The sequence below is a fragment of the Luteimonas sp. e5 genome (assembly GCF_054031035.1).
Genome location: NZ_JBSTRX010000002.1, coordinates 351696 through 376960, shown reverse-complemented (window position 1 = coordinate 376960; position 25265 = coordinate 351696). Strand labels below are relative to the sequence as shown.

At 68.8% G+C, this 25265-nt stretch carries 21 protein-coding genes, 1 pseudogene and 1 riboswitch; of the genes and pseudogenes, 16 read left to right on the top strand and 6 right to left on the bottom strand.

Annotation, left to right across the window (positions count from 1 at the left end; all coding sequences use genetic code 11):
- Together mpl and ACW11F_RS07205 are read right to left on the bottom strand one after the other, a co-directional pair.
- The gene (gene mpl, locus ACW11F_RS07210; RefSeq protein WP_456996236.1) at nt 1–1380 is read right to left on the bottom strand and encodes a UDP-N-acetylmuramate:L-alanyl-gamma-D-glutamyl-meso-diaminopimelate ligase; all 1380 of its coding nucleotides are present in this window, start codon (nt 1378–1380) and stop codon (nt 1–3) included.
- 47 nt (nt 1381–1427) lie between these two features.
- Nucleotides 1428–2006 carry an adenylate kinase gene (locus tag ACW11F_RS07205; RefSeq protein WP_456996235.1) on the bottom strand — a complete coding sequence of 193 codons (579 nt, stop codon included), beginning with the start codon at nt 2004–2006 and terminating at the stop codon, nt 1428–1430.
- A 100-nt stretch (nt 2007–2106) separates the two neighbouring features.
- Between ACW11F_RS07205 and ACW11F_RS07200 the strand changes: the two genes are divergently transcribed.
- On the top strand, nt 2107–3345 hold the full coding sequence (locus tag ACW11F_RS07200; protein ID WP_456996234.1) for a 6-phosphofructokinase: 1239 nt from the start codon (nt 2107–2109) through the stop codon (nt 3343–3345).
- 37 nt (nt 3346–3382) lie between these two features.
- Complete coding sequence (locus ACW11F_RS07195) at nt 3383–3607, top strand: DUF167 domain-containing protein (protein WP_456996233.1); 225 nt, start codon at nt 3383–3385, stop codon at nt 3605–3607.
- A 39-nt stretch (nt 3608–3646) separates the two neighbouring features.
- Here the strand turns inward: ACW11F_RS07195 and ACW11F_RS07190 are convergent, their stop codons facing one another.
- Nucleotides 3647–4198: a hypothetical protein gene (locus tag ACW11F_RS07190; protein ID WP_456996232.1), complete on the bottom strand. Its 552-nt coding sequence runs from the start codon at nt 4196–4198 to the stop codon at nt 3647–3649.
- A gap of 229 nt (nt 4199–4427) precedes the next feature.
- Here ACW11F_RS07190 and ACW11F_RS07185 point away from each other — a divergent pair.
- The 5 genes and pseudogenes from ACW11F_RS07185 to ACW11F_RS07165 all read left to right on the top strand — a co-directional run.
- A pseudogene (locus tag ACW11F_RS07185) lies at nt 4428–6458 on the top strand (sodium-translocating pyrophosphatase); the annotation flags it as partial.
- The gene (locus ACW11F_RS07180; RefSeq protein WP_456996571.1) at nt 6447–6872 is read left to right on the top strand and encodes an OmpA family protein; all 426 of its coding nucleotides are present in this window, start codon (nt 6447–6449) and stop codon (nt 6870–6872) included. The pseudogene ACW11F_RS07185 and the gene ACW11F_RS07180, both read left to right, overlap by 12 nt.
- A 178-nt stretch (nt 6873–7050) precedes the next feature.
- Complete coding sequence (locus tag ACW11F_RS07175; protein ID WP_456996231.1) at nt 7051–8709, top strand: mechanosensitive ion channel; 1659 nt, start codon at nt 7051–7053, stop codon at nt 8707–8709.
- 104 nt (nt 8710–8813) lie between these two features.
- On the top strand, nt 8814–9368 hold the full coding sequence (ppa, locus tag ACW11F_RS07170; protein ID WP_456996230.1) for an inorganic diphosphatase: 555 nt from the start codon (nt 8814–8816) through the stop codon (nt 9366–9368).
- A gap of 117 nt (nt 9369–9485) precedes the next feature.
- Nucleotides 9486–10361: a pirin family protein gene (locus ACW11F_RS07165; protein WP_456996229.1), complete on the top strand. Its 876-nt coding sequence runs from the start codon at nt 9486–9488 to the stop codon at nt 10359–10361.
- Between the two features lie 72 nt (nt 10362–10433).
- Here ACW11F_RS07165 and ACW11F_RS07160 read toward each other — a convergent pair whose 3' ends face one another.
- The 3 genes from ACW11F_RS07160 to ilvD form a co-directional block, all read right to left on the bottom strand.
- Entirely contained in the window at nt 10434–11042 is a 609-nt protein-coding gene (locus ACW11F_RS07160) for a DUF4136 domain-containing protein (protein ID WP_456996228.1), read from the bottom strand.
- Nucleotides 11043–11178: 136 nt separating this feature from the next.
- Entirely contained in the window at nt 11179–13059 is a 1881-nt protein-coding gene (gene thiC / locus ACW11F_RS07155) for a phosphomethylpyrimidine synthase ThiC (RefSeq protein ID WP_456996227.1), read from the bottom strand.
- A 62-nt stretch (nt 13060–13121) separates the two neighbouring features.
- A riboswitch (TPP riboswitch) is annotated at nt 13122–13221 on the bottom strand.
- A 24-nt stretch (nt 13222–13245) separates the two neighbouring features.
- Nucleotides 13246–15099, bottom strand: a complete 1854-nt coding sequence (ilvD, locus tag ACW11F_RS07150) for a dihydroxy-acid dehydratase (protein WP_456996225.1) — start codon at nt 15097–15099, stop codon at nt 13246–13248.
- 376 nt (nt 15100–15475) lie between these two features.
- Here ilvD and ilvC point away from each other — a divergent pair, with 376 nt between their 5' ends.
- From ilvC to leuB, 9 genes are read left to right on the top strand one after another with little or no spacing between them, the layout of a single operon-like run.
- On the top strand, nt 15476–16474 hold the full coding sequence (gene ilvC / locus ACW11F_RS07145) for a ketol-acid reductoisomerase (RefSeq protein WP_456996570.1): 999 nt from the start codon (nt 15476–15478) through the stop codon (nt 16472–16474).
- A gap of 1 nt (nt 16475) precedes the next feature.
- A complete protein-coding gene (ilvG, locus tag ACW11F_RS07140) occupies nt 16476–18233 on the top strand; it encodes an acetolactate synthase 2 catalytic subunit (protein ID WP_456996224.1) in 1758 nt (585 codons plus the stop codon).
- Complete coding sequence (locus ACW11F_RS07135) at nt 18223–18483, top strand: ACT domain-containing protein (protein ID WP_456996223.1); 261 nt, start codon at nt 18223–18225, stop codon at nt 18481–18483. Before ilvG ends, ACW11F_RS07135 begins: the two co-directional genes overlap by 11 nt.
- Nucleotides 18474–19400, top strand: a complete 927-nt coding sequence (ilvE, locus tag ACW11F_RS07130; protein ID WP_456996222.1) for a branched-chain-amino-acid transaminase — start codon at nt 18474–18476, stop codon at nt 19398–19400. The genes ACW11F_RS07135 and ilvE overlap by 10 nt, the downstream gene beginning before the upstream one ends.
- Before the next feature lie 2 nt (nt 19401–19402).
- The gene (locus ACW11F_RS07125) at nt 19403–20578 is read left to right on the top strand and encodes a threonine dehydratase (protein ID WP_456996221.1); all 1176 of its coding nucleotides are present in this window, start codon (nt 19403–19405) and stop codon (nt 20576–20578) included.
- Nucleotides 20575–22134 carry a 2-isopropylmalate synthase gene (locus ACW11F_RS07120; protein ID WP_456996220.1) on the top strand — a complete coding sequence of 520 codons (1560 nt, stop codon included), beginning with the start codon at nt 20575–20577 and terminating at the stop codon, nt 22132–22134. The genes ACW11F_RS07125 and ACW11F_RS07120 overlap by 4 nt, the downstream gene beginning before the upstream one ends.
- Entirely contained in the window at nt 22131–23543 is a 1413-nt protein-coding gene (gene leuC, locus ACW11F_RS07115) for a 3-isopropylmalate dehydratase large subunit (protein WP_456996219.1), read from the top strand. Before ACW11F_RS07120 ends, leuC begins: the two co-directional genes overlap by 4 nt.
- On the top strand, nt 23540–24106 hold the full coding sequence (gene leuD / locus ACW11F_RS07110; RefSeq protein ID WP_456996218.1) for a 3-isopropylmalate dehydratase small subunit: 567 nt from the start codon (nt 23540–23542) through the stop codon (nt 24104–24106). The genes leuC and leuD overlap by 4 nt, the downstream gene beginning before the upstream one ends.
- The gene (leuB, locus tag ACW11F_RS07105) at nt 24096–25178 is read left to right on the top strand and encodes a 3-isopropylmalate dehydrogenase (RefSeq protein WP_456996217.1); all 1083 of its coding nucleotides are present in this window, start codon (nt 24096–24098) and stop codon (nt 25176–25178) included. The genes leuD and leuB overlap by 11 nt, the downstream gene beginning before the upstream one ends.
- Nucleotides 25179–25265: the final 87 nt, after the last annotated feature.

Here is a 25265-nt window from a genome sequence, read left to right as displayed (position 1 = left end):
TCAGCCGCGCTGGCGCAGGAATTCGGCGAAGCGCCGCGGCAGGCCGTCGAAGCCGCCGTTGGACATGAACACCACGTGGTCGCCGCTGCGCACGCGCGTCTTGAGTTCGGCCAGCAGCGCATCGGCATCGGCCAGCGCCAGCGCCTCGCCACGCAGGTCGGCGATCACCCGCGCGGCATCCCAGGGCAGCTCGGGGCGCGCCAGGAACAGCACCAGATCGGCCTCGGCCAATGACGGCGCCAATGCATCGGCATGTGCGCCCAAGCGCATGGAATTGCTGCGCGGCTCCATCGCCACCACGATGCGCTCATCGCCCACGCGTGCGCGCAGGCCGGCCAGGGTGGTGGCGATCGCACTGGGGTGATGGGCGAAGTCGTCATGCGCGCTGATGCCGCCGGCCTCGGCCAGCAGCTCCATGCGCCGCTTCACGCTGCGGAAGCGCGCCAGCGCCGGCGCCAGCGCAGCCGGATCCACGCCCACCGCCGCGCACGCCACCAGTGCCGCCAGCGCGTTCATTACGTTGTGCCGGCCCAGCAGCGGCCATTCCACGCGCGCGATCGGCTGGCCCGCGCGGCGCAGCTCGAAGGCGCTGCCATCGGCCTCGAGCAAACGCGCGCTCCAGTCGAAGCCGCCGCTCGCGCCCTCGCTGTCGATGCCGAAGGTTTCCACCGGCGTCCAGCAACCCATCGCCAGCACCCGACGCAGGTTTTCGTCCTCGCCGTTGACGATCAACCGGCCGCGTCGCGGCACCGTGCGCACCAGGTGGTGGAACTGGCGCTCGATCGCGGCGAGGTCGGGGAAGATGTCGGCGTGGTCGTACTCGAGGTTGTTGAGAATCGCGACCTGCGGCCGGTAATGCACGAACTTGCTGCGCTTGTCGAAAAACGCAGTGTCGTATTCGTCGGCCTCGACCACGAACTCGCGCCCTTGGCCAAGGCGCGCGGACACGCCGAAATCCTCGGCCACCCCGCCGATCAGGAAGCCCGGCTCGCGCCCGGCGGCCTGCAACAGGAAGGCCAGCAGGGTGCTGGTGGTGGTCTTGCCATGGGTGCCGGCGACCGCCAGCGTCTCGCGCCCGGGCAGCACTTCCTCGGCCAGCCATTGCGCGCCGCTGATGTAACGGCGCCCGGAGTCGAGCACCGCCTCCACCGCCGCGTTGCCACGCGACAGTGCGTTGCCGATCACCACCGCGTCGCAGTCGGCATCGATGTGCGCGGGATCGTAGCCCTGCCTCAATTCGATGCCGAGGGTTTCCAGCTGGGTCGACATCGGCGGGTACACCGCCTGGTCGCTGCCTTCGACCTCGTGCCCCAGTTCGCGCGCCAGTGCCGCCACGCCGCCCATGAAAGTGCCGGCGATGCCGAGGATATGGATCTTCAAGCCTGCTCCGTGCTCAGTTCACCGCTTGATCCGCAGTCGCGGCATGCTCAGCCGACATCCTTGCCGGCACCGATCGCCTCGATGATGCGGGTGAACACCTCGTCGAGCTCACCGACGCCATCGACCACCGTGAGCTGGCCATGCTGGCGATAGAACTCGACCACCGGCGCGGTCTTTTCCTCGTATACCTTGAGCCGGTTGCGCACCGATTCGGGAGTGTCATCGGCGCGCCCTTCGGCCTGCGCGCGACCGGCGATGCGCTCGACCAGCAGTTCGCTGGGCACCGCCAGCTGCACCGCGGCGTCGAAATCCTGACCCAGCCGCGCCAGCAGCTTGCCCAGCGCATCGGCCTGCGCCGGGTTGCGCGGGTAGCCGTCGAGGATGAAGCCGGCGGCGGTATCCGCACGCGAGAAGCGCTCTTCCAGCATGCCGAGCAGGATGTCGTCGCTGACCAGTTCGCCACGCGCCATCACGTCCTTGGCCGCCAGGCCCAGCGGGGTTCCGGCCTCGACTTCGGCGCGCAGCAGTTCGCCGGTGGAAATATGCGGCACCTGCAGGTATTCCTTCAGGCGGGTGGCCTGGGTGCCTTTGCCGGAGCCGGGCGGGCCAAGCAGGACAAGTCGCATCGGGTATCACTCCATAAGCTGTTCATGCACGGGCGCTACACTCGCCGGGCCAGCGCAGCACGCGCAGCTTAACGCACTCGGACCCCTTCCAAAGCGCCCCATGACGAAAAAATCCCGCCCGCAAGGCCAAATGCTGTACGCCCAGTCCGGTGGCGTGACCGCCGTGATCAATGCCACCGCATCCGCCGTGATCAGCGAAGCGCGCAGCCATGGGGTCAACGTGCTGGCCGCGCGCAACGGCATCCTCGGTGCGATCGACGATGACCTGATCGACACCGCGCCACTGAGCCGTGCCGACCTGCGCGCACTGGCGCACACGCCGGGCGGCGCGTTCGGCAGCTGCCGGGTCAAGCTGAAATCGCTGGAGGCCGACCGCGCGCGCTACGAGCAGTTGCTCGCCACGCTGCGCCGGCATGAAGTGCGCTGGTTCCTCTACAACGGCGGCAACGATTCGGCCGACACCGCGCTCAAGCTCTCGCAGCTTGCCGCCGAGTTCGATTACCCGTTGACCGCCATCGGCGTGCCGAAGACGGTGGACAACGACCTCGCGGTCACCGACTGCTGCCCGGGCTTCGGCTCCGCGGCCAAGTACACCGCGGTCTCGGTGCGCGAAGCGGCGCTGGACGTGGCGGCGATGGCTTCGACCTCGACCAAGGTGTTCATTTACGAAGCGATGGGCCGGCATGCCGGCTGGCTGGCGGCGGCGGCGGGCCTGGCCGGTCGCGGCGAGGACGAAGCCCCGCACCTGATCCTGTTCCCCGAGCGCACGTTCGACGAGGCCGACTTCCTCGCCCGCGTCGATGCCACGGTCAAGCGCGTGGGCTGGTGCGTGGTGGTGGCGAGCGAAGGCATCCGCGATGCCGCGGGCAACTTCATTGCCGACGCCGGTGCCGGCAAGGACGATTTCGGCCATACCCAGCTCGGCGGCGTGGCCAGCCACCTCGCCGGCCGGGTGCAGGACGCGCTCGGCCACAAGGTGCACTGGGCGCTGCCCGATTACCTGCAGCGCTCGGCACGCCACCTCGCTTCGGAGACCGACTTCCGCCACGCGCAGGCGGTGGGCCGGCGCGCGGTGCAGTACGCACTCAAGGGCATGAACGCGGTGATGCCGGTGATCGAACGATTGGCCGACTCGCCCTACCGCTGGCGCGTGCGCCCGGCCCCGCTGCAGGACATCGCCAATGCCGAGAAGACCGTGCCCGATGACTACATCCGCGCCGACGGCTACGGCATCACCGAGGCCGCACGCCGTTACCTGCAGCCGCTGATCCGTGGCGAGGCCTATCCGCCGTATGCGCGCGACGGACTGCCGAAGTATCGCGATTTCCGCTTCCCTTGAACATGGCAGGCGATGCCGCGCCGACTGGACTGCCGCCATGCGCACGCTTCAGGTGAAGGTCAAACCCAATGCCCGCACGCAATCGCTGGTCGAAGGCGAGGACGGCGTGTGGCTGGCGCAACTGAAATCGCCGCCGGTGGACGGCAAGGCCAATGCCGAACTGATCGCCGTGATCGCCAAACGCTTCGGCTGCCGCAAGAAGGACGTGACGATCCGCTCCGGCGCCGGCGGGCGCATGAAGCTGGTCGACATCAAGGACTGACGTCGCACACACGCCGCGCGCCGCACGCACGCGGCGCGGTCAGCAGCGCTTGCCTTCGAGCTTGAAGTCGGTGGCGAAGGCGGGGACCTGGCGACGCTGGCCGTCGTCCTTGATGCGCCCGCCATCACGATCCAGGTACACCCGGCTGCGGCCCTGGGCATCGAGCCTGGGCGCCGCGACCGCGCCCGGATGACGCCAGATGCGCAGCACCGCCTGCTGCCCGGGGCAGGACGCGCGCGGCACGCGGATCACGTCATTCAGCACCCAGCCTTCGCCACGCTCCGGACGTGCCTCGCGGGCCGCGACCAGCTGCGCACGCGGTGCGCAATTGCCGCGACTGGGCACCGCCTCCAGCGCATAGGGCGTGGCCGCGTCTGCGCTGAAACGTCCCTGCAGGCGCACGCAGGCCTCGGGGATCACGCGCAGCGTATGCAGCACGCCATCGGCCTGCGGCGTCGCCGGTGCACGGCGGATTTCAGGTTCGGGTTCGGCCGCGCCGGCCGTCTGCAGCGGCAGGACGAGGGCAAGCGCGAGGGTCAGTGCGGACAGCGGCAGTGGACGCATGGCGATGGGGAATCCGGGTGCGAACATGCCATGCAGGCTGGCAGGGCCAGGCTGAACCGTGGCGCGACGGGTGCAGTGGCGTTCATCCGTGCACGGGCACTGCACAACCGCCACATCCCCGGCGGCGACGGTGAGCGCGTCTTCGGCGATTGCCGAAGCCGCGTGACCCGCCATGTCGCGCGCACCGCCCCGAACCCGGCCCGGCTGTGCCATAGTCGGCCCGTTCCGCCATCCGCATCCGATACGGGGAGGTTTCATGCTGGTGCAATACGGACTTGTCCTGGCGCTGTTGTGCGCCGTCATCGCCATCGTCTACGGCCTGTGGGCCGCGGGCTGGATCAACCGGCAACCAGCCGGCAACGAGCGCATGCAGGAAATCGCCGGCGCCATCCAGGAAGGCGCGCGCGCCTACCTCAACCGCCAGTACATCACCATTTCGGTGGTCGGCCTGGTGCTGATGCTGCTGGTCGGTTTCTTCCTCGGCTGGTTCACCGCGATCGGCTTCCTGCTCGGCGCGGCGCTTTCCGGTGCCGCCGGCTACATCGGCATGAACGTGTCGGTGCGCGCCAACGTGCGTACCGCCGAAGCCGCGCGCCAGGGCATGGGCCCGGCGATGAATGTCGCCTTCAAGGGCGGCGCGATCACCGGCATGCTGGTCGTCGGCCTCGGCCTGCTCGGCGTCGCCGGCTACTGGTACGTGCTGACCGCAGTGATGGGCGTGGCCAGTGATGACGCGCTGCACGCACTGGTCGGCCTCGCCTTCGGCTCCTCGCTGATCTCCATCTTCGCGCGCCTGGGCGGCGGCATCTTCACCAAGGGCGCCGACGTCGGCGCCGACCTGGTGGGCAAGGTCGAAGCCGGCATCCCCGAGGACGACCCGCGCAACCCGGCGGTGATCGCCGACAACGTGGGTGACAACGTCGGCGACTGCGCCGGCATGGCCGCCGACCTGTTCGAAACCTACGCGGTGACGGTGATCGCCACCATGCTGCTGGGCGGGCTGATGATGAACGAAGCCGGCAGCCAGGCCATCCTCTACCCGCTGGTGCTCGGCGGCGCCTCGATCATCGCCTCCATCGTCGGCGCGTTCTTCGTTCGCGTCAGCGGCAGCAATCCCAACATCATGGGTGCGCTGTACCGCGGCGTGATCGTCTCCGCGGTGCTCGCCGCCGTGGCGTTCTGGCCGATCACCCGCGAGCTGATGGCCGACAACAGCCATGGCTGGATGAACATCTACTGGTGCGCGCTGATCGGCCTGCTGCTGACCGGCGTCATCGTGTGGATCACCGAGTACTACACCGGCACCCAGTACAAGCCGGTGCGCCACGTGGCCGAAGCCTCGACCACCGGCCACGGCACCAACATCATTGCCGGCCTCGGCGTGTCGATGAAATCGACCGCGCTGCCGGTGGTCGCGGTGTGCATCTCGATCTGGGCCGCGTATGCGCTCGGTGGTCTGTACGGCATCGCCATTGCCGCCACCGCGATGCTGTCGATGGCCGGCATGATCGTCGCGCTGGATGCCTACGGACCGATCACCGACAACGCCGGCGGCATCGCCGAGATGGCCGAGCTGCCGGCCGAGGTGCGCAACGTGACCGACCCGCTGGACGCGGTCGGCAATACCACCAAGGCGGTGACCAAGGGCTATGCCATCGGCTCGGCCGCGCTGGCCGCACTGGTGCTGTTCGCCGACTACACGCACAACCTCGAAGCCGCCAACCCGGGCATGCACTTCGCCTTCGACCTCAGCGACCACAAGGTGATCATCGGGCTCTTGATCGGCGGCCTGATCCCCTACCTGTTCGGCGCGATGGCGATGGAAGCGGTCGGTCGCGCCGCGGGCAGCGTGGTGGAGGAAGTGCGCCGCCAGTTCCGCGAGATCAAGGGCATCATGGAAGGCACCGGCAAGCCGCAGTACGACAAGGCGGTGGACATGCTCACCCGCAGCGCGATCCGCGAGATGATCGTGCCCTCGCTGCTGCCGGTGGTGGTGCCGATCGTGGTCGGCCTGCTGCTCGGGCCGCAGGCGCTGGGCGGGTTGTTGATCGGCACCATCGTCACCGGCCTGTTCGTGGCGATTTCGATGACCACCGGCGGCGGCGCCTGGGACAATGCCAAGAAGTACATCGAGGACGGCAACTTCGGCGGCAAGGGCTCGGAGGCGCACAAGGCGGCGGTCACCGGCGACACCGTCGGCGACCCGTACAAGGACACCGCCGGCCCCGCGGTCAACCCGCTGATCAAGATCATCAACATCGTCGCGCTGCTGATCGTGCCGCTGCTGCCGGTCAGCGCCGGTGATGCCACCGCGGGTGCGGCCGGCGCTGCGGCCGGCACGGGCCATGCGCTGCAGGCCGAAGCCGCCAGCCATGTCACCCGCGGCGATGCACGCTCGGCGGACATCTACTTCGCGCTGGGCTCCTCGCAACTGTCGGTCAATGACGGTGAAGCCCTGTCCGGGGTGATCGCCTCGCTGCACGACGATCCCGGCCTCAAGGCGCGCGTCTCGGGCTTCCACGACGCCAGCGGCGATCCGGGAGTGAATGCGGAAATCGCCAAGCAGCGCGCGCAGAACGTGGCCGATGCACTGGCCGCGGCCGGCATCGACCCGGCGCGCATCGAGCTGGACAAGCCGATGATCACCACCGGCAGCGGCGATCCGGCGCACGCACGCCGGGTGGAAGTGCGGCTGGACTGAGGCCGCGCCCGCATCTGCCGCCACGAGGCCCGCCATGCGCGGGCCTCGTGCATTTCCGTGGTCGACGAAGCGGCATGGTCGCGCCGGCTTCACGCTCCGATCATGTGATGCCGACGCCCGATTCACGAAACGCGCGTTAGCGTGAAGACCCCATACCACCGTCTTTCGGAGCGCGCCCATGCTTTCCGTCCAACCCATGCCGGTCACCGTGCATGAGCCATGGCAGGTCACCCTGCAGAACTCGCTCGGTACCTACCTGCCGCATCTGCTCGGCGGTCTGGCCATCCTGCTGATCGGCTGGCTGGTCGCGCTGGCGCTGTCGGCCGGTACCCGCCGCGGCCTCAACGCGCTCGGCCTCAATCGCCGCCTGAACGGCGCCACCGCGGGCACGACCAACGTCGAAGGCCGCGATTTCAACTACGAGAAGCTCGCCGCCCGGCTCGTGTTCTGGTTCGTGCTGCTGCTGGCGCTGCTCGGCATGTTCAGCGTGTTCAACGTGGATGGCGTCTACGGGCCGCTGTCGGTGCTGGTCGCCACCATCCTCGAATACCTGCCGCGCATCCTGCTCGCGCTGGCACTGGCCGCCTTGGCGTGGATCGTGGCGACCGTGGTGCGCTCGCTGGTGAACCGCGCGCTGGACGCCACCCGGCTCGACGAGAAGCTGTCCGAAGGCGCGGAAATGCCGCCGGTGTCGGCGAGCATGGGCAACGTCGCCTACTGGCTGGTGCTGCTGCTGTTCCTGCCCGCCATCGTCGGCGTGCTGCGCATCGAAGGGCTGATGGGCCCGCTGACCGAGATGACCACCACCGTGGTCGGCATGCTGCCCAACATCTTCGTCGCGGTGGTCATCGGCGTGCTCGGCTGGGTCATCGCCAAGGTGGTGCGCGGCCTGGTGGTGAACCTGCTCAGCGCGACCGGGGTCGATCGCTTCGCCGCCGGCAGCGAAGGCACGCGCGATCTCAAGCTCTCGCAGCTCGGTGGCACGCTGGCCTTCATCGCGGTGTTCGTGCCGGCGCTGATCGCCGCGCTCGATGCGCTGCACATCAGCGCGATCTCGGCGCCGCTGACGCACATGCTGGACATCATGGTGTCCTCGGTGCCGGCGATCCTCGCCGCGACCGCGATCCTGCTGCTGGCCTGGTACATCGGCCGCTTCGTCGCCAGCCTGATCACCCGCCTGCTCAACTCGCTGGGCCTGGACCGGCTGCCCGAGCGCCTCGGCCTCGGCCATGCCTTCGCCGCACCCGCGCCGACCACGCCGGCAGCGCTGCCCGGCACCACCACGGCCAGTGACGGCCCGGCACCCTCCGTCGTGGTGGCGGCCGACCCGACCACCTCGCCCGACCTGCCCGCGGTCAGCCGCGCGACGACCTCGCTGTCGGGCTTCATCGGCAAGCTGGCGCTGTTCTTCATCATGCTGTTCGCCACCGTCGAGGCCGCCGACCTGCTCGGCTTCGCCGGCGTGCGCGACCTGCTGGCAACCTTCATCGCCTTCGGTGCGGACATCCTGCTTGGCCTGGTGATCTTCGTGGTCGGCTACTGGCTGGCCAACCTCGCCGCCGAAGCGATCCAGCGCGCCAACCCGAACAACGCGGTCGGTCTCTCGCGCATCGCGCGCATCGGCATTCTCGGCTTGGTGGTGGCGATGGGCCTGCGCGCGATGGGCATCGCCGACGACATCGTCAACCTCGCCTTCGCCCTGGTGCTGGGCGCAGTCGCGGTCGCGGTGGCGATCGCCTTCGGCGTTGGCGGGCGCCACGCCGCGGGCCGGGTCACCGAGCGCTGGGCGCAGCAATACCTGGAGCGCAAGGACGGCGGTCCGCCGTCGCGCGGCTGAACGTAGCACGGCACTCCTCGACGGCGGCCTGCGGGCCGCCGTTTTTTGTGCGTCGCAGCAGGGCTTAGAATGGGCGCCCCGAATTGCACTCATGGAGTCGCCCGATGGGCCTGGACCTCGTCACCACCGGAAACAACCCGCCGGAGGAAATCAACGTCATCATCGAAATCCAGAAGGATGCCGAACCGGTCAAGTACGAGGTGGACAAGGACACCGGCGCGATCTTCGTCGACCGCATCCTGTCCACGCCGATGCGCTACCCGTGCAATTACGGCTACGTGCCGAACACCCTGTGCGGCGACGGCGACCCCGCCGACGTGATGGTGATCCTGCCGCTGCCGCTGGTACCGGGCAGCGTGATCCGCTGCCGCCCGGTGGGCGTGCTGAAGATGTCCGACGAAGCCGGCAGCGACGAAAAGTTGCTCGCGGTACCGGTGGACAAGACCTTCGCCGGTTACACCCACGTGCGCGACATCGACCATGTCAGCGGCCACTGGCTGGAGCGCATCGGCCACTTCTTCCAGCACTACAAGGACCTCGAAGACGGCAAGTGGGTCAAGCTCGACGGCTGGGGCAATGCCGAGGAAGCGCGCGCGATACTCAGTGATGCGATCCAGCGCTTCCAGGCCATCCCCGAGGACCAGCGCCCGGCATTCTGAGCCCCGCCACGCGGCAGACGCCGCGTGCCATGCCCGCAACACTGCGATGCGCCGGTGCGCTTGGCGCTCGGCGCCACTGCCGGCATGCTGGAGGCCTCCCTCTCTGCCTGCACCGCCATGCCGCTCAAAGCCATCGCCTCGATCACCGCCTCCGCCCCGCCGCACTGGGTCGGCGACGGCTTCCCGATGCGCAGCGTGTTCGACTACCGCCAGCCCGGGGTCGAGCTGCGCAGCCCGTTCCTGCTGCTCGATTACGCGCCACTTGGTCACTTCGAGCCCAACCCCGGCCCGCCGCGCGGCGTCGGCGTGCATCCGCACCGCGGCTTCGAGACGGTGACCTTCGCCTTCAGCGGCGAAGTCGCACACCGCGATTCCACCGGCCAGGGCGGCGTGATCGGCCCCGGCGACGTGCAGTGGATGACCGCCGGCGGCGGCATCCTGCACGAGGAGTTCCACTCGCGCGCCTACAGCGATGCCGGCGGCGCGTTCGAAATGGCGCAGTTGTGGGTCGATCTGCCGGCCGCGCGAAAGATGACCGCACCCGGCTATCAGGCCATCACTGCCGCCGACATCCCGCTGCTCGAACTGCCCGATGGCGCCGGCACGCTGCGTCTGGTCGCCGGCGAGTTCGCCGGCCAGCGCGGACCGGCGCACACCTTCAGCCCGATGCGCGTGGGCGAGCTGCGCCTCGCGGCAGGTGCGGATTTCGAGCTGCAGCAACCCGAAGGCTGGAGTCTGCTGCTGGTCGCGCTCGATGGCGCGGCACGGCTCAATGGCGAAGCCGACCTGCCACCACAGCACATGGCGACCTTCGCGCATGCCGGGGAGCGGGTGCGCATCGCCGCGGACGAGGCGGTGCGCCTGCTGCTGCTATCCGGCGCGCCGCTGCAGCAGCCGGTGGTCGGCCACGGCCCGTTCGTGATGACCCGCCAGGCCGACATCGCGCAGGCCCTGCATGACCTGCGCAGCGGCCGCTTCGGACGCCTCGACTGACGCCGGCCACCGACATGAAAAGGCCCCGCATCACTGCGGGGCCTTGCTGTTTGCCGCGATGGGCGCGTGCGCTCAGCGGCCCGGCAACGGCAACGGCTGGCCGCTGCCGGCCTGGTACGGATACTTGGCGAAGATCGCACCGACCGATGCATCGATGTCGGCAGCACGCTCCTCCGGCTTGCGCCGCACCACGCGGCCGATGGCATCGCCGGTCCACACCATGCGGTTCTGTTTGGCATCGACCAGGTCGATGGTCAGCGTGCCCTCGGTGTAACGGCTGACGCGGGCTTCGTCATACCACACCGGCACCGCCACGTAGCTGCGTGCGCGGTAGCTGTAGAACCACGCGATGTCGCTGCGCGGCATGGTGTAGAAGTCCGAGCGCTCCTGGGTGAAGGCCTGGAAGTTGACCTGCAGGTCGGGCGAGGTTTCCGTGTAGCGATAACCGCGCGCTTCCATCTCGCGCTGCACGTTGGCCTTGATGCGGTCGCTGATCCAGGTCGAATAGCCGGCCTGTTCCATGGCGATTGGCTGGTACCAGCCCCAGGTGCGGTACTGGGCGAAGTTGGCGCCGGGGTCGTAATCGGTGCGCACCGTCGGCCCGCTGGCACAGGCGGCCAGCAGCACGGCGGCTGCGAAGGCAACGAGCAACGGGCGCAGGTGGCGGGTCAGGTTTCGCATGGCGAGTCTCCAATTCCCCAAGGGTTCATGCTTCCGAGTGTAAGCACCGTGGCTCAATGCCGCTTGAATATCGCCACCGCCTGGGCACGGTGTTGTCCGCTGTTCACCGAACGCGCGCGGCAATGGCGGTGCTCATTCACTCCGGCCGGTACACCTCGGCGCCGGCGTCGCGGAACTCGGCGGCCTTTTCGGCCATGCCGGCCTTGAGCGCGTCCTCTTCGCTCAGGCCATGCTCGGCGGCGTAGTCGCGCACGTCCTGGGTGATCTTCATCGAGCAGAAGTGCGGGCCGCACATGGAGCAGAAGTGGGCCTGCTTGTGCGCGTCCTTGGGCAGGGTTTCGTCGTGGTATTCCATCGCCCGTTCGGGATCCAGACCGAGGTGGAACTGGTCCTGCCAGCGGAACTCGAAACGCGCCTTGGACAGGGCGTTGTCGCGCACCTGCGCACCGGGGTGGCCCTTGGCCAGATCCGCGGCGTGGGCGGCGATCTTGTAGGCCATGATGCCTTCGCGCACGTCCTCGCGGTTGGGCAGGCCCAGATGCTCCTTGGGCGTGACGTAGCACAGCATCGCGGTGCCGTACCAGCCGATCATCGCCGCACCGATGGCGCTGGTGATGTGGTCGTAGCCGGGCGCGATGTCGGTGGTCAGCGGGCCGAGGGTGTAGAACGGCGCTTCGCCGCATTCAGCCAGCTGCTTGTCCATGTTTTCCTTGATCAGCTGCATCGGCACGTGGCCGGGGCCTTCGATCATGGTCTGCACGTCGTGCTTCCACGCGATCTTCGTCAGTTCGCCCAGGGTTTCCAGTTCGCCGAACTGCGCGGCGTCGTTGGCATCGGCCAGCGAGCCGGGACGCAGGCCGTCGCCCAGCGAGAAGGCCACGTCGTAGGCCTTCATGATTTCGCAGATCTCCTCGAAGTGGGTGTAGAGGAAGTTCTCCTTGTGATGCGCCAGGCACCACTTGGCGAGGATCGAGCCACCGCGGCTGACAATCCCGGTGACGCGTTTGGCGGTCAGCGGCACGTAGCGCAGCAGCACGCCGGCGTGGATGGTGAAGTAGTCCACGCCCTGCTCGGCCTGTTCGATCAGGGTGTCGCGGAAGATTTCCCAGGTCAGTTCCTCGGCACGGCCATCGACCTTCTCCAGCGCCTGGTAGATCGGCACGGTGCCGATCGGCACCGGCGAGTTGCGCAGGATCCACTCGCGGGTTTCATGGATGTGCTTGCCGGTGGACAGGTCCATCACCGTGTCCGCGCCCCAGCGGATCGCCCACACCAGCTTTTCCACTTCCTCGGCAATGCCCGAGGACACCGCCGAGTTGCCGATGTTGGCGTTGATCTTGGTCAGGAAGTTGCGGCCGATGATCATTGGCTCGCTTTCCGGGTGGTTGAGGTTGTTGGGCAGGATGGCGCGGCCGCGGGCGATCTCCTCGCGCACGAATTCCGGGGTGATCGCCTGCTGGATGCTGGCACCGAAGGACTGGCCCGGATGCTGGTTCAGCAGATGCGCCTCGCGCACCGCCTCCAGCCGCTGGTTCTCGCGGATGGCGACGAACTCCATCTCCGGGGTGATGATGCCGCGCCTGGCGTAGTGCATCTGGGTGACGTTGTTGCCGGCCATCGCCCGGCGCGGCCTCGGCCGGTTGGGGAAGCGCACATGTGCCAGCTTGGCGTCGTGCTCGCGCGCACGGCCGAACTCCGAAGTGATGCCGGGCAGCTGTTCGCTGTCGCCGCGCGCTTCGATCCACGCCGCACGCAGCGGCGGCAGCCCCTGCGCCAGATCGATATGCGCTTCGGGGTCGGTGTACGGGCCGGAGCAGTCGTACACCGTGACCGGCGCATTGTCCTCGCCGCCGAACAGGGTCGGGGTCTTGTCCAGCACGATCTCGCGCATCGGCACGCGTACGCCGGGCTGGCTGCCCTCGACATGGATCTTGCGCGAGCCGGGGATCGGCCGGGTGACATCGGCGGAGAGTTGTTCGGTCTGGCGCAGCAGCTCGCTGGCGGGAATGGCGTTCATCGTCGTCCTCGAAAACGGGGGCGCACCGGGCGCGGGATGGCGATGAAGCGGAGTGCGGGCAGGCCAAGGCTCGCGAAGCTTCCCTACGCGGGTCTCAACCCGATCAGGTTCCAAGGGACTGTCTCAACCGGGCCGCATGGCCCGGTACCCCCGCTTCACCGGGCATTAGACCACAGTGGCGCGCGCTCAGTCGGCCTCGAGCATGGCGCGATTGCGCACCGCGCCCTTGTCGGCACTGGTCGCCAGCAACGCGTACGCCTTCAGCGCCAGGCTGACCTTGCGCGCGCGCGGTTGTGCCGGCTTCCAGCCGGCGGCATCCTGCGCCGCACGACGCCGCGCCAGTTCCGCCTCGTCGATCAGCAGCTCGATGCTGCGCGCCGGGATGTCGATGCGGATGCGATCGCCGTCGTGCACCAGCCCGATCGTGCCGCCTGCTGCCGCTTCCGGCGAGACATGGCCGATGCTCAGCCCGGAGGTGCCACCGGAGAAGCGGCCATCGGTCAGCAAGGCGCATTGCGTGCCCAACCCCTTCGACTTCAGGTAGCTCGTGGGATACAGCATCTCCTGCATGCCCGGCCCCCCCTTCGGGCCTTCGTAGCGAATCACCACCACGTCTCCGGGCTGCACCTGGTCGGCAAGGATCGCCTCCACCGCCGCGTCCTGGCTTTCGTACACGCGCGCGCGGCCTTCGAACACATGGATCGACGCATTCACGCCGGCGGTCTTGACCACGCAGCCATCGACCGCAAGGTTGCCGTACAGCACGGCCAGTCCGCCCTCGCTGGAATACGCATGCGCCATGTCGCGGATGCAGCCTTCGGCACGGTCCGTGTCCAGCGTGTCCCAGCGCGTGGCCTGGCTGAACGCGGTCTGCGTGGGGATGCCGGCCGGCCCGGCCTTGTAGAAAGTCGCCACATCGGCATCGTCGTTGCCGGCGATGTCCCAGCGTGCCAGCGCATCGCCCAGGCTCGGCGCATGCACGGTGGGCACCGAGGTGTCGAGCAGGCCGCCACGCGCCAGCTCGCCGAGGATCGCCATCACCCCGCCGGCACGATGCACGTCCTCGACGTGGTAGCGCTGCGTGTTCGGTGCCACCTTGCACAATTGCGGCACCTTGCGTGAAAGCCGGTCGATGTCACGCATGGTGAAGTCCACGCCGGCCTCCTGCGCCGCGGCCAGCAGGTGCAGGATGGTATTGGTCGAACCGCCCATGGCGATGTCCAGCGCCATCGCGTTCTCGAACGCGGCGAAGGTGGCGATGCCGCGCGGCAGCGCGCGGGCATCCTCCGCGCCGTACCAGCGATGGCACAGCTCGACGATGGTGGTGCCGGCACGCTCGAACAGCGCCTTGCGGTCGGCATGCGTGGCCAGCAGGGTGCCGTTGCCCGGCAAGGACAGGCCCATCGCTTCGGTCAGGCAGTTCATCGAGTTGGCCGTGAACATGCCACTGCACGAACCGCAGGTGGGGCAGGCACTGCGCTCCACCGCCGCCACCTCCTCGTCGCTTGCCGAGGCATCCGCCGCCATCACCATGGCATCGATGAGGTCCAGCTTGCGCCCGTCGGCCGCGCCCGCCAGCCGTGTCTTGCCGGCTTCCATCGGGCCACCGGAGACGAATATCGCCGGGATGTTCAGGCGCAGCGCCGCCATCAGCATACCCGGGGTGATCTTGTCGCAGTTGGAGATGCACACCAATGCGTCGGCGCAGTGCGCATTGGCCATGTATTCCACCGCGTCCGCGATCAACTCGCGACTGGGCAGCGAATACAGCATGCCGTCATGACCCATGGCGATGCCGTCGTCCACCGCGATGGTGTTGAACTCCCTGGCCACGCCACCGACCCGTTCGATCTGCCGCGCCACCAGCTGGCCCATGTCCTTCAGGTGCACATGCCCCGGCACGAATTGGGTGAACGAGTTGGCGATGGCGATGATCGGTTTGCGGAAATCGTCATCGCGCATGCCGGTGGCGCGCCACAACGCGCGCGCGCCGGCCATGTTGCGGCCATGGGTGGAGGTCTTCGAACGGTAATCGGGCATGGGCTTTAAGGCCTTGGAATCAGTGGGTTGCGTGCGTTCCCGCCATCCGGATCGTGAAGCGGAAGGCACGTCCGCGCTCCACGGACATTACCCTTTTTCGCCGGGTGCTTGACAAGTCGATCAAGACGTGTTCCCGTGAAATCCATGCTGCACCACCGCAATCCCCTGCCACACACCTCGACCACGACGCCTGCCGCGGCGTCGATTCTCGTGCTCGTCCTTATTACCTCGCCCACAGGTGCGGGACGGCCGATCGTGTAAGCAGCAACGACACACGCAAGGAACCAGAAAACCCCGCACCGACCAGGTGCGGGGTTTTTTGTTGCCCTCTCCCATGACTGCAACCCCGTTTTCCCCTCCCTTCCACGCAACGAGGATTTCCATGAGCACCAAGCCCAGCATCGCGATCATCGGTTACGGCAGCCAGGGCCGCGCGCACGCGCTCAACCTGCGCGACTCCGGCTTCGACGTCACCGTCGGCCTGCGCCCGGGTGGCCCGACCTGGCACAAGGCCGAAGCCGACGGCTTCAAGCCCAGGCCGGTGGCCGAGGCAGCGGCCAATGCCGACATCGTCGCCATCCTGACCCCGGACATGGTGCAGCCGGCGCTGTACGCCGATCACGTCGCACCAGCCATGCGCGAAGGCGCCTGCCTGCTGTTCGCGCACGGCTTCAACGTCCACTACGGGCAGATCGAACCGCGCGCGGACCTGGACGTGGTGCTGGTGGCACCCAAGGGCCCCGGCGCGCTGGTGCGCCGCGAGTACGAGATCGGCCGTGGCGTGCCCAGCGTGTACGCGGTGCACCAGGACCAAAGCGGCAACGCCGAGGCGCTGGCGCTGGCCTACTGCGCGGGCATCGGCGGCGCGCGCCAGAACGCGATCCGCACCACCTTCAAGGAAGAAACCGAAACCGACCTGTTCGGCGAGCAGGCGGTGCTGTGCGGCGGCGCGACCAAGCTGGTGCAGGCCGGTTGGGAAACCCTGGTCGAAGCCGGTTACCAACCCGAAATCGCCTATTACGAATGCCTGCACGAACTGAAGCTGATCGTCGACCTGCTGTACGAGGGCGGCATCACCCGCATGCACGAGTTCATCAGCGAAACCGCGCAGTACGGCGACCTGACCCGTGGCCCCTACGTCATCGACGACCACGCCCGCGCGCAGATGAAGAAGATCCTGAGCGAAATCCAGGACGGCACCTTCGCGCGCCAGTGGATCGCCGAGTACGCCGCCGGCAACCCGCAGTACAAGGCGATGAAACAGGCCGACCTGGATCACCCGATCGAAGAAGTCGGCAAGCGCCTGCGCAGCACGATGAAGTGGCTGGACGCGCCGGCCACGCCGGTGGCGACACCGCAGACCCGGGCGGCCTGACATGGATGCGCCCTGCAACGGTGCACAGTGGCTGGCCGATGCCCTGGTGATCGAGGGCGTGGACACGCTGTTCGGCTACCCGGGCGGCACCATCATGCCCTTCTACGATGCGCTGCATCGGGTGAATGCCGATGGCGTGAACCTGCGCCATATCCTGGTACGGCACGAGCAGGGCGCGGCATTCGCGGCCAATGGCTACGCCCGCGCCAGCGGCAAGGTCGGCGTGTGCGTGGCCACCTCCGGCCCCGGCGCCTCGAATCTGGTGACCGGCATCGCCGATGCGCTGCTGGATTCGGTGCCGATGGTGGTGTTCACCGGCCAGGTGCCGACCGGGCTGATGGGCACCGACGCCTTCCAGGAGCTGGACGTGTTCGGCATGACCATGCCGGTGGTCAAGCACAGCTTCATCGCGCGCAGCGTGGATGAGTTGCCGATGATGGTGGCCGAAGCATTCCGCATCGCCCGCAGCGGCCGTCCCGGCCCGGTGCTGGTCGACCTGCCCAAGGACGTGCAGCTGGCCGATGCCTCGCATCTGGCACGGCATCGCCCGCTGCCCGTGGAGCCGGTGCCGGCCGCGGCCGAGCACGCCCTGCATGCGGCCGCGGCGCTGATCTCGCAGGCACGGCGGCCGGTCGTCTACGGCGGCGGCGGCATCGTGCTGGGCGATGCGCTGGAAGCCTTCCGCGAGTTCGTGGACCTGACCGGCCTGCCCACCGTGCTCACCCTCAAGGGACTGGGCGCACTGCCCAGCGAGCATCCGTGCAACCTCGGCATGCTCGGCATGCACGGCAGCCGTGCGGCCAACATCGCGGTGCAGGAGTCGGATCTGCTGATCGTGGTCGGCGCGCGCTTCGACGACCGCGCCACCGGCAAGCTGGCCGAGTTCGCACCGGATGCACGCATCGTGCACATCGATGCGGACGCCTGCGAAATCGGCAAGCTGCGGCACACCCATGTCGGCGTGTGCGGCGACATCGCGACCAGTCTGGCGCGCCTCGGCCCGGCGGTCGCCGCGCAGATGGCCGGCCGTCATGGCCAGGCGCGACGTGACTGGGCGCGGACCTGCGACGAACGCCGGCTGCGCTTCGCGGCCCGCTACGACGCGCCGGGCGAATCGGTGTATGCACCGGCACTGCTCAAGCGCCTGTCCGAACAGGCCCCGCATGCCTTCGTGTGCTGCGATGTCGGCCAGCACCAGATGTGGGTGGCACAGCACTGGCGGCTGCAATCGCCGCGCAACCACCTCACCAGCGGCGCGCTGGGCGCAATGGGCTTCGGCTTGCCGGCGGCAGTCGGCGCGCAACTGCAGGACCCGCGCGCGCAGGTGATCTGCGTCAGTGGCGACGGCTCGTTCCTGATGAACGTGCAGGAGCTGGCCACCCTTCGCCGTTACGGCCTGCCGGTCAAGATCGTGCTGCTGGACAATCAGGCGCTGGGCATGGTGCGGCAGTGGCAGGAGCTGTTCTTCGAAAAGCGTTACTCGGAGATCGACCTGTCCGACAACCCGGACTTCGCCGCGATGGCGGCGGCCTTCGGCCTGCAGACCCTGCAGGTGGATCGCGCCGAGGCAGTCGACGACGCACTGGCTGCACTGCTGGCCGCACCCGGGCCGGCCCTGTTGCACGTGGCCATCGACACCGCTGCCAATGTCTGGCCACTGGTGCCGCCCAACCACAACAACGCGCAGATGCTCGACCCCGAGGCCGACGCCGTGGCGGATGCCACCGCCACTCCCAGGGAGGCCGTCCATGCCGCCTGACACTCCTGCACCCGCGCGTTACCGGCTGGACCTGACCCTGCGCCAGGCCGAGGGCGCGCTGGCCCGCGTGCTGGGCACCACCGAGCGCCGCGGCTACCGCCCGCTGGCCGTCGATGGCGAGGCCGATGCCGGTGACGAATGCTGGCGGCTGCGCATGACGGTGGAAGGCGAGCGCGGTGCCGATGGCCTGCGCACGCAACTGGCAAAACTTTACGACTGCCTGCAAGTGGAGGTTTCCCCGTGTCCCTGAGCAATCCCGCAGCACAGGCCGTGCAGCCGCCGGCGAGCACGCCCGAACCCGCCTCCGGCACCACCATGCTCTGGTTCGATGGCGAACTGGTCGACGCGGCTGCGCGGCAGGCCGACCTGACCACCCATGCGCTGCATTACGGCAGTGGCGTGTTCGAGGGCATCCGTGCCTATGCCACCGCCGAAGGCGCCGCCGTGTTCCGCCTGCCCGAGCACCTGGAGCGCATGCGTCGCGGCGCGGAACTGCTGGGCATGGCGCTGGATGTCGCCCGCGCGCAGGAGGCAGTACTGGCCACGCTGCGCGCCAATGGCCACCGCGATGCCTACATCCGCCCGCTGGCCTGGGTTGGCGAAGGTGGCTTCGGACTGGACGTGGAAGGGCATCCCACCCATTTGATGGTCGCCACCAGTGCCACCCGCGTGCACCTGGGCGGCGAACGCGCCAGCGTCGGCATCTCCACCTGGCGGCGCAACCCGGCGGACTCGCTGCCGCCACTGAAGCTGTGCGGCGGCTATGTCAACTCGATCCTGGCCAAGCGCGAGGCGAGGCAACGCGGCTTCGAGGAAGCCCTGTTCGTCGACCGCGACGGTTGCGTGGTGGAGTGTACCGGCGCCAACGTGTTCATCGTCAAGGATGGCGTCCTGACCGCGGTCGAGCATCCCGACGCACTGCCCGGAATCACCCGCGACACGCTGATCCGGCTGAGCGGTGCCGCTTCGCGCAAGGTCACGCTGGAAGAGTTGTTCGCCGCCGACGAGGTGTTCGCCTGCGGGACCGCGGCCGAAGTGGCCCCGATCACCCGGGTCGAGGGTCATGCCTATGGCGACAACCCGGTCACGCGGGCACTGGCCGAACGCTACGGCCGCGTGGTGCGTGGCGAAGAGCCGGGGTTTGCACACTGGCTGACGACGGTTTGAACATGCCGCACGCCGCCGCCACCACCGCTCGTGCCCCCTCGCCACGCCGCGATGCCGCGCCCGTGGCGGCACCCCCCGAAGTCGGCGTGCACGACGTGCTGGCCGCACAGGCACGTCTGCGCCGCTACCTGGAGCCGACGCCGCTGCACCATGCCGAACGCTTCGGCTGCTGGCTGAAGCTGGAGAACCTGCAGCGCACCGGTTCGTACAAGGTGCGCGGCGCGCTCAATGCGCTGCTGGCCGCACGCGAGCGCGGCGATGATCGCCCGGTGATCGCCGCCTCGGCCGGCAACCATGCGCAGGGCCTGGCCTGGGCCGGCTATCGCCTGGGCCAGCCGGTGATCACGGTGATGCCCGACAGCGCGCCCGAGACCAAGGTGGCCGGTGTCGCCCACTGGGGCGCCACGGTGCGCCAGCATGGCAACAGCTATGACGAAGCCAAGGCGTTCGCCGCCGAACTGGCCGCCAAGCATGGCTTTCGCCTGCTGTCGGCCTTCGACGACCCGGACGTGATCGCCGGTCAGGGCACGGTCGGGCTGGAACTGTCCGCGTTCGCGCCGCACGTGGTGCTGGTGCCGATCGGCGGCGGCGGACTGGCCGCCGGCATGATCCTCGCGCTGAAGGCACAGGGCGTGCGCATCGTCGGTGCACAGGTCGAGGGCGTGGACGCGATGGCGCGGATCCTGCGCGGCGAAGCGCCGTCACCGGAGCCGGCGCTGACCCTGGCCGATGGCACCCGGGTCAGGGAGCCGGGCCTGCTGACCCGTCGCCTGCTGCGCGATGCACTGGATGACGTGGTCATCGTGCGCGAAGCCGAGCTGAAGGAAACCATGGTCCGCCTGATCATGGAAGAACACCTGATCGCCGAGGGTGCCGGTGCACTGGCACTGGCGGCCGGAAGGCGGGTCGCCAGCCGGCGCAAGGTGGCCGTGGTCTCCGGCGGCAACATCGACGCGCCGGTGCTCTCGCGATTGCTGACCGACATCCGCCCGCGGCCACCGCGCCGACCGCGCCGGCGCATGCGCGAGACGCAGGCGCCGGCAAACACCACGCCGCGCGGCCCGCGCGCGCGTGCATCGCATCCCGCACCGGAGGTGGACATCGCGCGCCTGACACCGCGTCCCCACCCCTTGGCATCGACACGAACAAACCAACATCCACAGGAGCTGCCCGCATGAGCCCCACCACCACCGCTCCGCGCGGCGATACCGTACGGATCTTCGATACCACCCTGCGCGACGGCGAGCAGTCACCCGGCTGCAGCATGACCCCGCAACAGAAGCATGTGTTCGCACGCGCCCTGGCCGAGCTCGGCGTGGACATCATCGAGGCCGGTTTTCCGGCCAGCTCGCAATCCGATCGCGAGGCCACCGCGCTGATCGCCCGCGACCTGTCCGCGGACACTACCCTGTGCGTGCTTTCGCGCTGCGTGGCCAGCGACATCGAAGCCTCCGCACGTGCGCTGGAAGGGGCACGCAGGCCGCGCCTGCACGTGTTCCTGTCCACCAGCCCGCTGCACCGCGAGCACAAGCTGCGCATGAGCCGCGAGCAGGTGCTGGACGCCATCGGCACGCATGTGGCGATGGCGCGTCGTTATTTCGACGACGTGGAGTTCTCGCCGGAGGACGGCACCCGCACCGAGCGCGATTTCCTCGCGCAGGCGGTGGAAGTGGCGATCGCCAGCGGCGCCACCACCATCAACGTGCCGGACACGCTGGGCTATGCCACGCCGGAGGAGTCGCGGGAGATGTTCCGCTTCCTGATCCACACCGTGCCCGGCGCGCGCGAGGTGGTGTTCAGCGCGCACTGCCACGATGACCTCGGCCTTGCGGTGGCCAACTCGCTGGCCGCCATCGAGGGCGGTGCGCGTCAGGTCGAATGCTCGATCAACGGCATCGGCGAGCGTGCCGGCAACGCCTCGCTGGAGGAAATCGTGATGGCGCTGCGCGTGCGCAACGGCTTCTACAACGCCGATACGCGCATCGTCAGCGAACGCCTGGTCGCCACCTCGAAATTGCTGACGCGCCTGATCGGCATGCCGGTGCAGCGCAACAAGGCGATCGTCGGCGAGAACGCCTTTGCCCACGAATCGGGCATCCACCAGCACGGCATGCTGCGCAACCGCGACACCTACGAAATCATGCGCCCCGAGGACGTGGGCTGGCCCGCCTCCAAGCTGGTGCTGGGGCGCCACAGCGGGCGCGCGGCGGTCGCTCACCGCCTCGCCGCCATCGGCTATCGCATGGAGGATGCCGAGCTGGACGGCGTGTTTGCGCGCTTCAAGGCGTTGTGCGAGGAACAGCGCGTGGTCGACGATGCGGACCTGGAGCGCCTGGTCCAGGCCGACATGCCCGGCCAGGGCTGGCGACTGGCTTCGATGACGGTCAGCGACCGTGGCCAGCGCGCCAGCGCGCAGATCGAACTGTCCGACCCGAACGGGCACAAGGTATCCAGCGAGGCCCTCGGCGATGGCCCGGTGGATGCGTTGTTTGCCGCGCTGGCCATCGCCACCGGCGTGCGGCTGGCACTGGAAAGCTACCAGGTGCACAGCGTCGGCCTGGGTGCCGGCGCGCGCGGCGAAGCCAACCTCAGCGTGAGCCACGAGGGCGTCGAGTACCAAGGCAGCGGCACCAGCCGCGACGTGATCGAGGCCAGCGCCATGGCCTGGCTCGACGTGGCCAACCGCATCCTGCGCCAACGCGGTGCACCGCGCCGGGAGGCGATGCGCGCATGAACGCTCCACGCACCCTGTTCGACAAGCTGTGGGACGCGCACGTGGTCGTGCCGGAAAGCGCCGACAGCCCGGCCGTGCTGTACATCGACCTGCATCTGATCCACGAGGTCACCAGCCCGCAGGCCTTTGCCGAACTGAAGGCGCGCGGCCTGCGCCCGCATCGCCCCGAGCGCACCCGCGCGACCATGGATCATTCCACGCCGACGCTGCCGGCCAACGCCGATGGCAACCTGCCCTACCACAGTGATGCGGCGCGCCTGCAGGTGGAAACACTGGCCGCCAACTGCGCCGAGTACGGCATCGAACTGTTCGACTTCGACTCGCCGCACCACGGCATCGTGCACGTGATCGCGCCGGAGCTGGGCCTGACCCAGCCGGGCATGACCATCGTCTGCGGCGACAGCCATACCAGCACCCACGGCGCGTTCGGTGCGCTGGCGTTCGGCATCGGCACCAGCGAGGTCGGCCATGTGCTGGCCACGCAATGCCTGCTGCAACGCAAGCCGAAGACCATGGCGATCGAGATCGAGGGCACGCTGGCGCCGGGAGTGAGCGCCAAGGACGTGATCCTGCACGTGATCGGGGTGATCGGGGTCAACGGCGGCACCGGCCATGTCATCGAATACCGCGGTTCGACGGTGCGCGCGATGGACATGGAAGCACGCATGACCCTGTGCAACATGTCGATCGAAGCCGGCGCACGCGCCGGCATGGTCGCTCCGGACGCCACCACCTTCGCCTACCTGGCACGCACCCCGCGCGCACCCAAGGGCGATGCCTTCGATGCCGCGTGCGCGCGCTGGTCGCGGCTGCGCAGTGACGAAGGCGCGGTGTTCGACGCGCAGGTGCGCATCAACGCCGCCGACATCCGCCCCACCGTGACCTGGGGCACGCACCCGGGCACCGCGATCGCGATCGACGCGCCAGTGCCGAGCAGCCAGGCGCCGGCCGACGCCCGCGCACGCGACTACATGGGCAGCCACGCCGGCCAGCCGATGACCGGCATGCCGGTGGATGTGGTGTTCGTGGGCAGTTGCACCAATGGCCGCCTGAGCGACCTGCGTGCGGTCGCCCAGGTGCTGCGCGGACGCACCCTGGCCAACGGCGTGCGCATGCTGGTGGTGCCCGGCTCCGCGCAGGTCAAGCAGGCGGCCGAAGCCGAAGGCATCGATCAGGTGGTGCGTGCAGCCGGCGCGCAATGGCGCGAACCCGGCTGCAGCATGTGCATCGGCATGAACGGCGACAACGTGGCCGCCGGCGAACTGGCCGTGTCCACCTCCAACCGCAATTTCGAAGGTCGCCAGGGGCCGGGTGCACGCACCGTGCTGGCCTCGCCCACGGTGGCGGCATGGGCCGCGGTGCACGGCCACATCGTCGATCCCCGCCAACTTCCGGAGGCGGCGGCATGAGTACCGGAATCCGCGAAATCCGCTCGCGCGCGGTGGTGCTGCCGCAGACCAACATCGATACCGACCAGATCATCCCGGCGCGCTTCCTGTCGACCACCCGACGCGAGGGATTGGGTCGACACGCGTTCGCCGGCTGGCGCGGACAACCGGGCTTTCCGTTCGACGATGCGGCCAATGCCGGCCGTTCGATCCTGATCGCCGGGCGCAACTTCGGCTGCGGCTCCTCGCGCGAACATGCCCCCTGGGCACTGCGCGACCTCGGCCTGCGTGCGGTGGTCAGCAGCGAGATCGCCGACATCTTCCGCGGCAACGCGCTGAAGAACGGGCTGCTGCCGGTGGTGCTGCCCGAAGCCGTGGTGCAGGCGCTGATGCAGCGCCCCGACGACGAATTGCTGATCGACATCGCCGCCGGCCAGCTGCGCACGCCGGCCGGTGATGTGCATCCGTTCACCCTGGACGCGTTCGCCCGCACCTGCCTGCTGCAGGGCGTGGACGAACTGGGCTGGCTGCTGGCCCGCCTTCCCGAAATCAAACGTTACGAGGAGACACACCATGCATGCTGACATCGTGGTCCTGCCCGGCGACGGCATCGGACCTGAAGTGACCCGCGCCGCCGCGCGCGTGCTGGATACCATCGCCACCCGCTACGGGCACCGGTTCACGCTGCATGAACACGTAATCGGTGGCGCGGCGATCGACGCCTGCGGCGAGCCGCTGCCGGCGGCAACGCTGCAGGCCTGCCGCAGGGCCGACGCCGTGCTGCTGGGCGCGGTCGGCGGCCCGCAGTGGACCGATCCCACACTGCGCCCCGAGCAGGGCCTGCTGGACCTGCGCAAGGGCCTGGGCCTGTATGCCAACCTGCGCCCGGTGCGTCCGCACCCGGCGGGGCTGCACGCCTCGCCGGTCAAGCCGCATCTGCTGGCCGGCGTGGATCTGATGGTGGTGCGCGAGCTGACCGGCGGCATCTATTTCGGCGAGCGCAGCCGCAGCGACACCGCGGCCAGCGACACCTGCACCTATACGGTCGAGGAGATCGAACGCACCGTGCGTGCCGCCGCCGCCCTGGCGCGTGCCCGCAGCCGCCGCCTGACCAGCGTGGACAAGGCCAACGTGCTGGAGACCTCACGCCTGTGGCGCGAGGTGGCCACGCGCGTGGTGGCCTCCGAGTTCCCCGACGTCACCCTGGAACACCAGCTGGTGGACTCCATGGCCATGCACCTGATCGCACGTCCGCGCGCCTATGACGTGATCGTCACCGAGAACATGTTCGGCGACATCCTGACCGACGAGGCGGCGATGCTGGCCGGCTCGCTCGGCCTGCTGCCCTCGGCGTCGCTTGGCCAGGGTCGTCGCGGCCTGTACGAACCGATCCATGGCTCGGCGCCGGACATCGCCGGCCGCGACATCGCCAACCCGCTCGGCGCGATCCTCAGCGCCGCGATGCTGCTCCGGCACTCCCTGGGACTGGAGGCGGAAGCGCTGTGTGTCGAGGATGCGGTTGCCGCGGCGCTGGACGCGGGCACTCTCACCGCCGACGTGGCCGATGCCGGTCACGCCGTGGGCACCCGCGCGATGACCGACGCGGTACTGGCACGGGTCGAGCGCGACTGCCCGGCCGTGGCCCTGCGTGACTGAGCTGCATTGACACGCACGCACCGCGGCCGTCCAATCCCTGACATGTCCTGCAACGCACGCAACCGCACCACCATGACCGCGACGATC

Coding starts and splice junctions, on each gene's coding strand:
- ACW11F_RS07205 (WP_456996235.1), bottom strand. CDS start 2,006: ATGCGACTTGTCCTGCTTGGCCCGCCCGGCTCCGGCAAAGGCACCCAG.
- ACW11F_RS07200 (WP_456996234.1), top strand. CDS start 2,107: ATGACGAAAAAATCCCGCCCGCAAGGCCAAATGCTGTACGCCCAGTCC.
- ACW11F_RS07195 (WP_456996233.1), top strand. CDS start 3,383: ATGCGCACGCTTCAGGTGAAGGTCAAACCCAATGCCCGCACGCAATCG.
- ACW11F_RS07190 (WP_456996232.1), bottom strand. CDS start 4,198: ATGTTCGCACCCGGATTCCCCATCGCCATGCGTCCACTGCCGCTGTCC.
- ACW11F_RS07175 (WP_456996231.1), top strand. CDS start 7,051: ATGCTTTCCGTCCAACCCATGCCGGTCACCGTGCATGAGCCATGGCAG.
- ppa (WP_456996230.1), top strand. CDS start 8,814: ATGGGCCTGGACCTCGTCACCACCGGAAACAACCCGCCGGAGGAAATC.
- ACW11F_RS07165 (WP_456996229.1), top strand. CDS start 9,486: ATGCCGCTCAAAGCCATCGCCTCGATCACCGCCTCCGCCCCGCCGCAC.
- ACW11F_RS07160 (WP_456996228.1), bottom strand. CDS start 11,042: ATGCGAAACCTGACCCGCCACCTGCGCCCGTTGCTCGTTGCCTTCGCA.
- thiC (WP_456996227.1), bottom strand. CDS start 13,059: ATGAACGCCATTCCCGCCAGCGAGCTGCTGCGCCAGACCGAACAACTC.
- ilvD (WP_456996225.1), bottom strand. CDS start 15,099: ATGCCCGATTACCGTTCGAAGACCTCCACCCATGGCCGCAACATGGCC.
- ilvG (WP_456996224.1), top strand. CDS start 16,476: ATGGATGCGCCCTGCAACGGTGCACAGTGGCTGGCCGATGCCCTGGTG.
- ACW11F_RS07135 (WP_456996223.1), top strand. CDS start 18,223: ATGCCGCCTGACACTCCTGCACCCGCGCGTTACCGGCTGGACCTGACC.
- ACW11F_RS07125 (WP_456996221.1), top strand. CDS start 19,403: ATGCCGCACGCCGCCGCCACCACCGCTCGTGCCCCCTCGCCACGCCGC.
- ACW11F_RS07120 (WP_456996220.1), top strand. CDS start 20,575: ATGAGCCCCACCACCACCGCTCCGCGCGGCGATACCGTACGGATCTTC.
- leuC (WP_456996219.1), top strand. CDS start 22,131: ATGAACGCTCCACGCACCCTGTTCGACAAGCTGTGGGACGCGCACGTG.
- leuD (WP_456996218.1), top strand. CDS start 23,540: ATGAGTACCGGAATCCGCGAAATCCGCTCGCGCGCGGTGGTGCTGCCG.
- leuB (WP_456996217.1), top strand. CDS start 24,096: ATGCATGCTGACATCGTGGTCCTGCCCGGCGACGGCATCGGACCTGAA.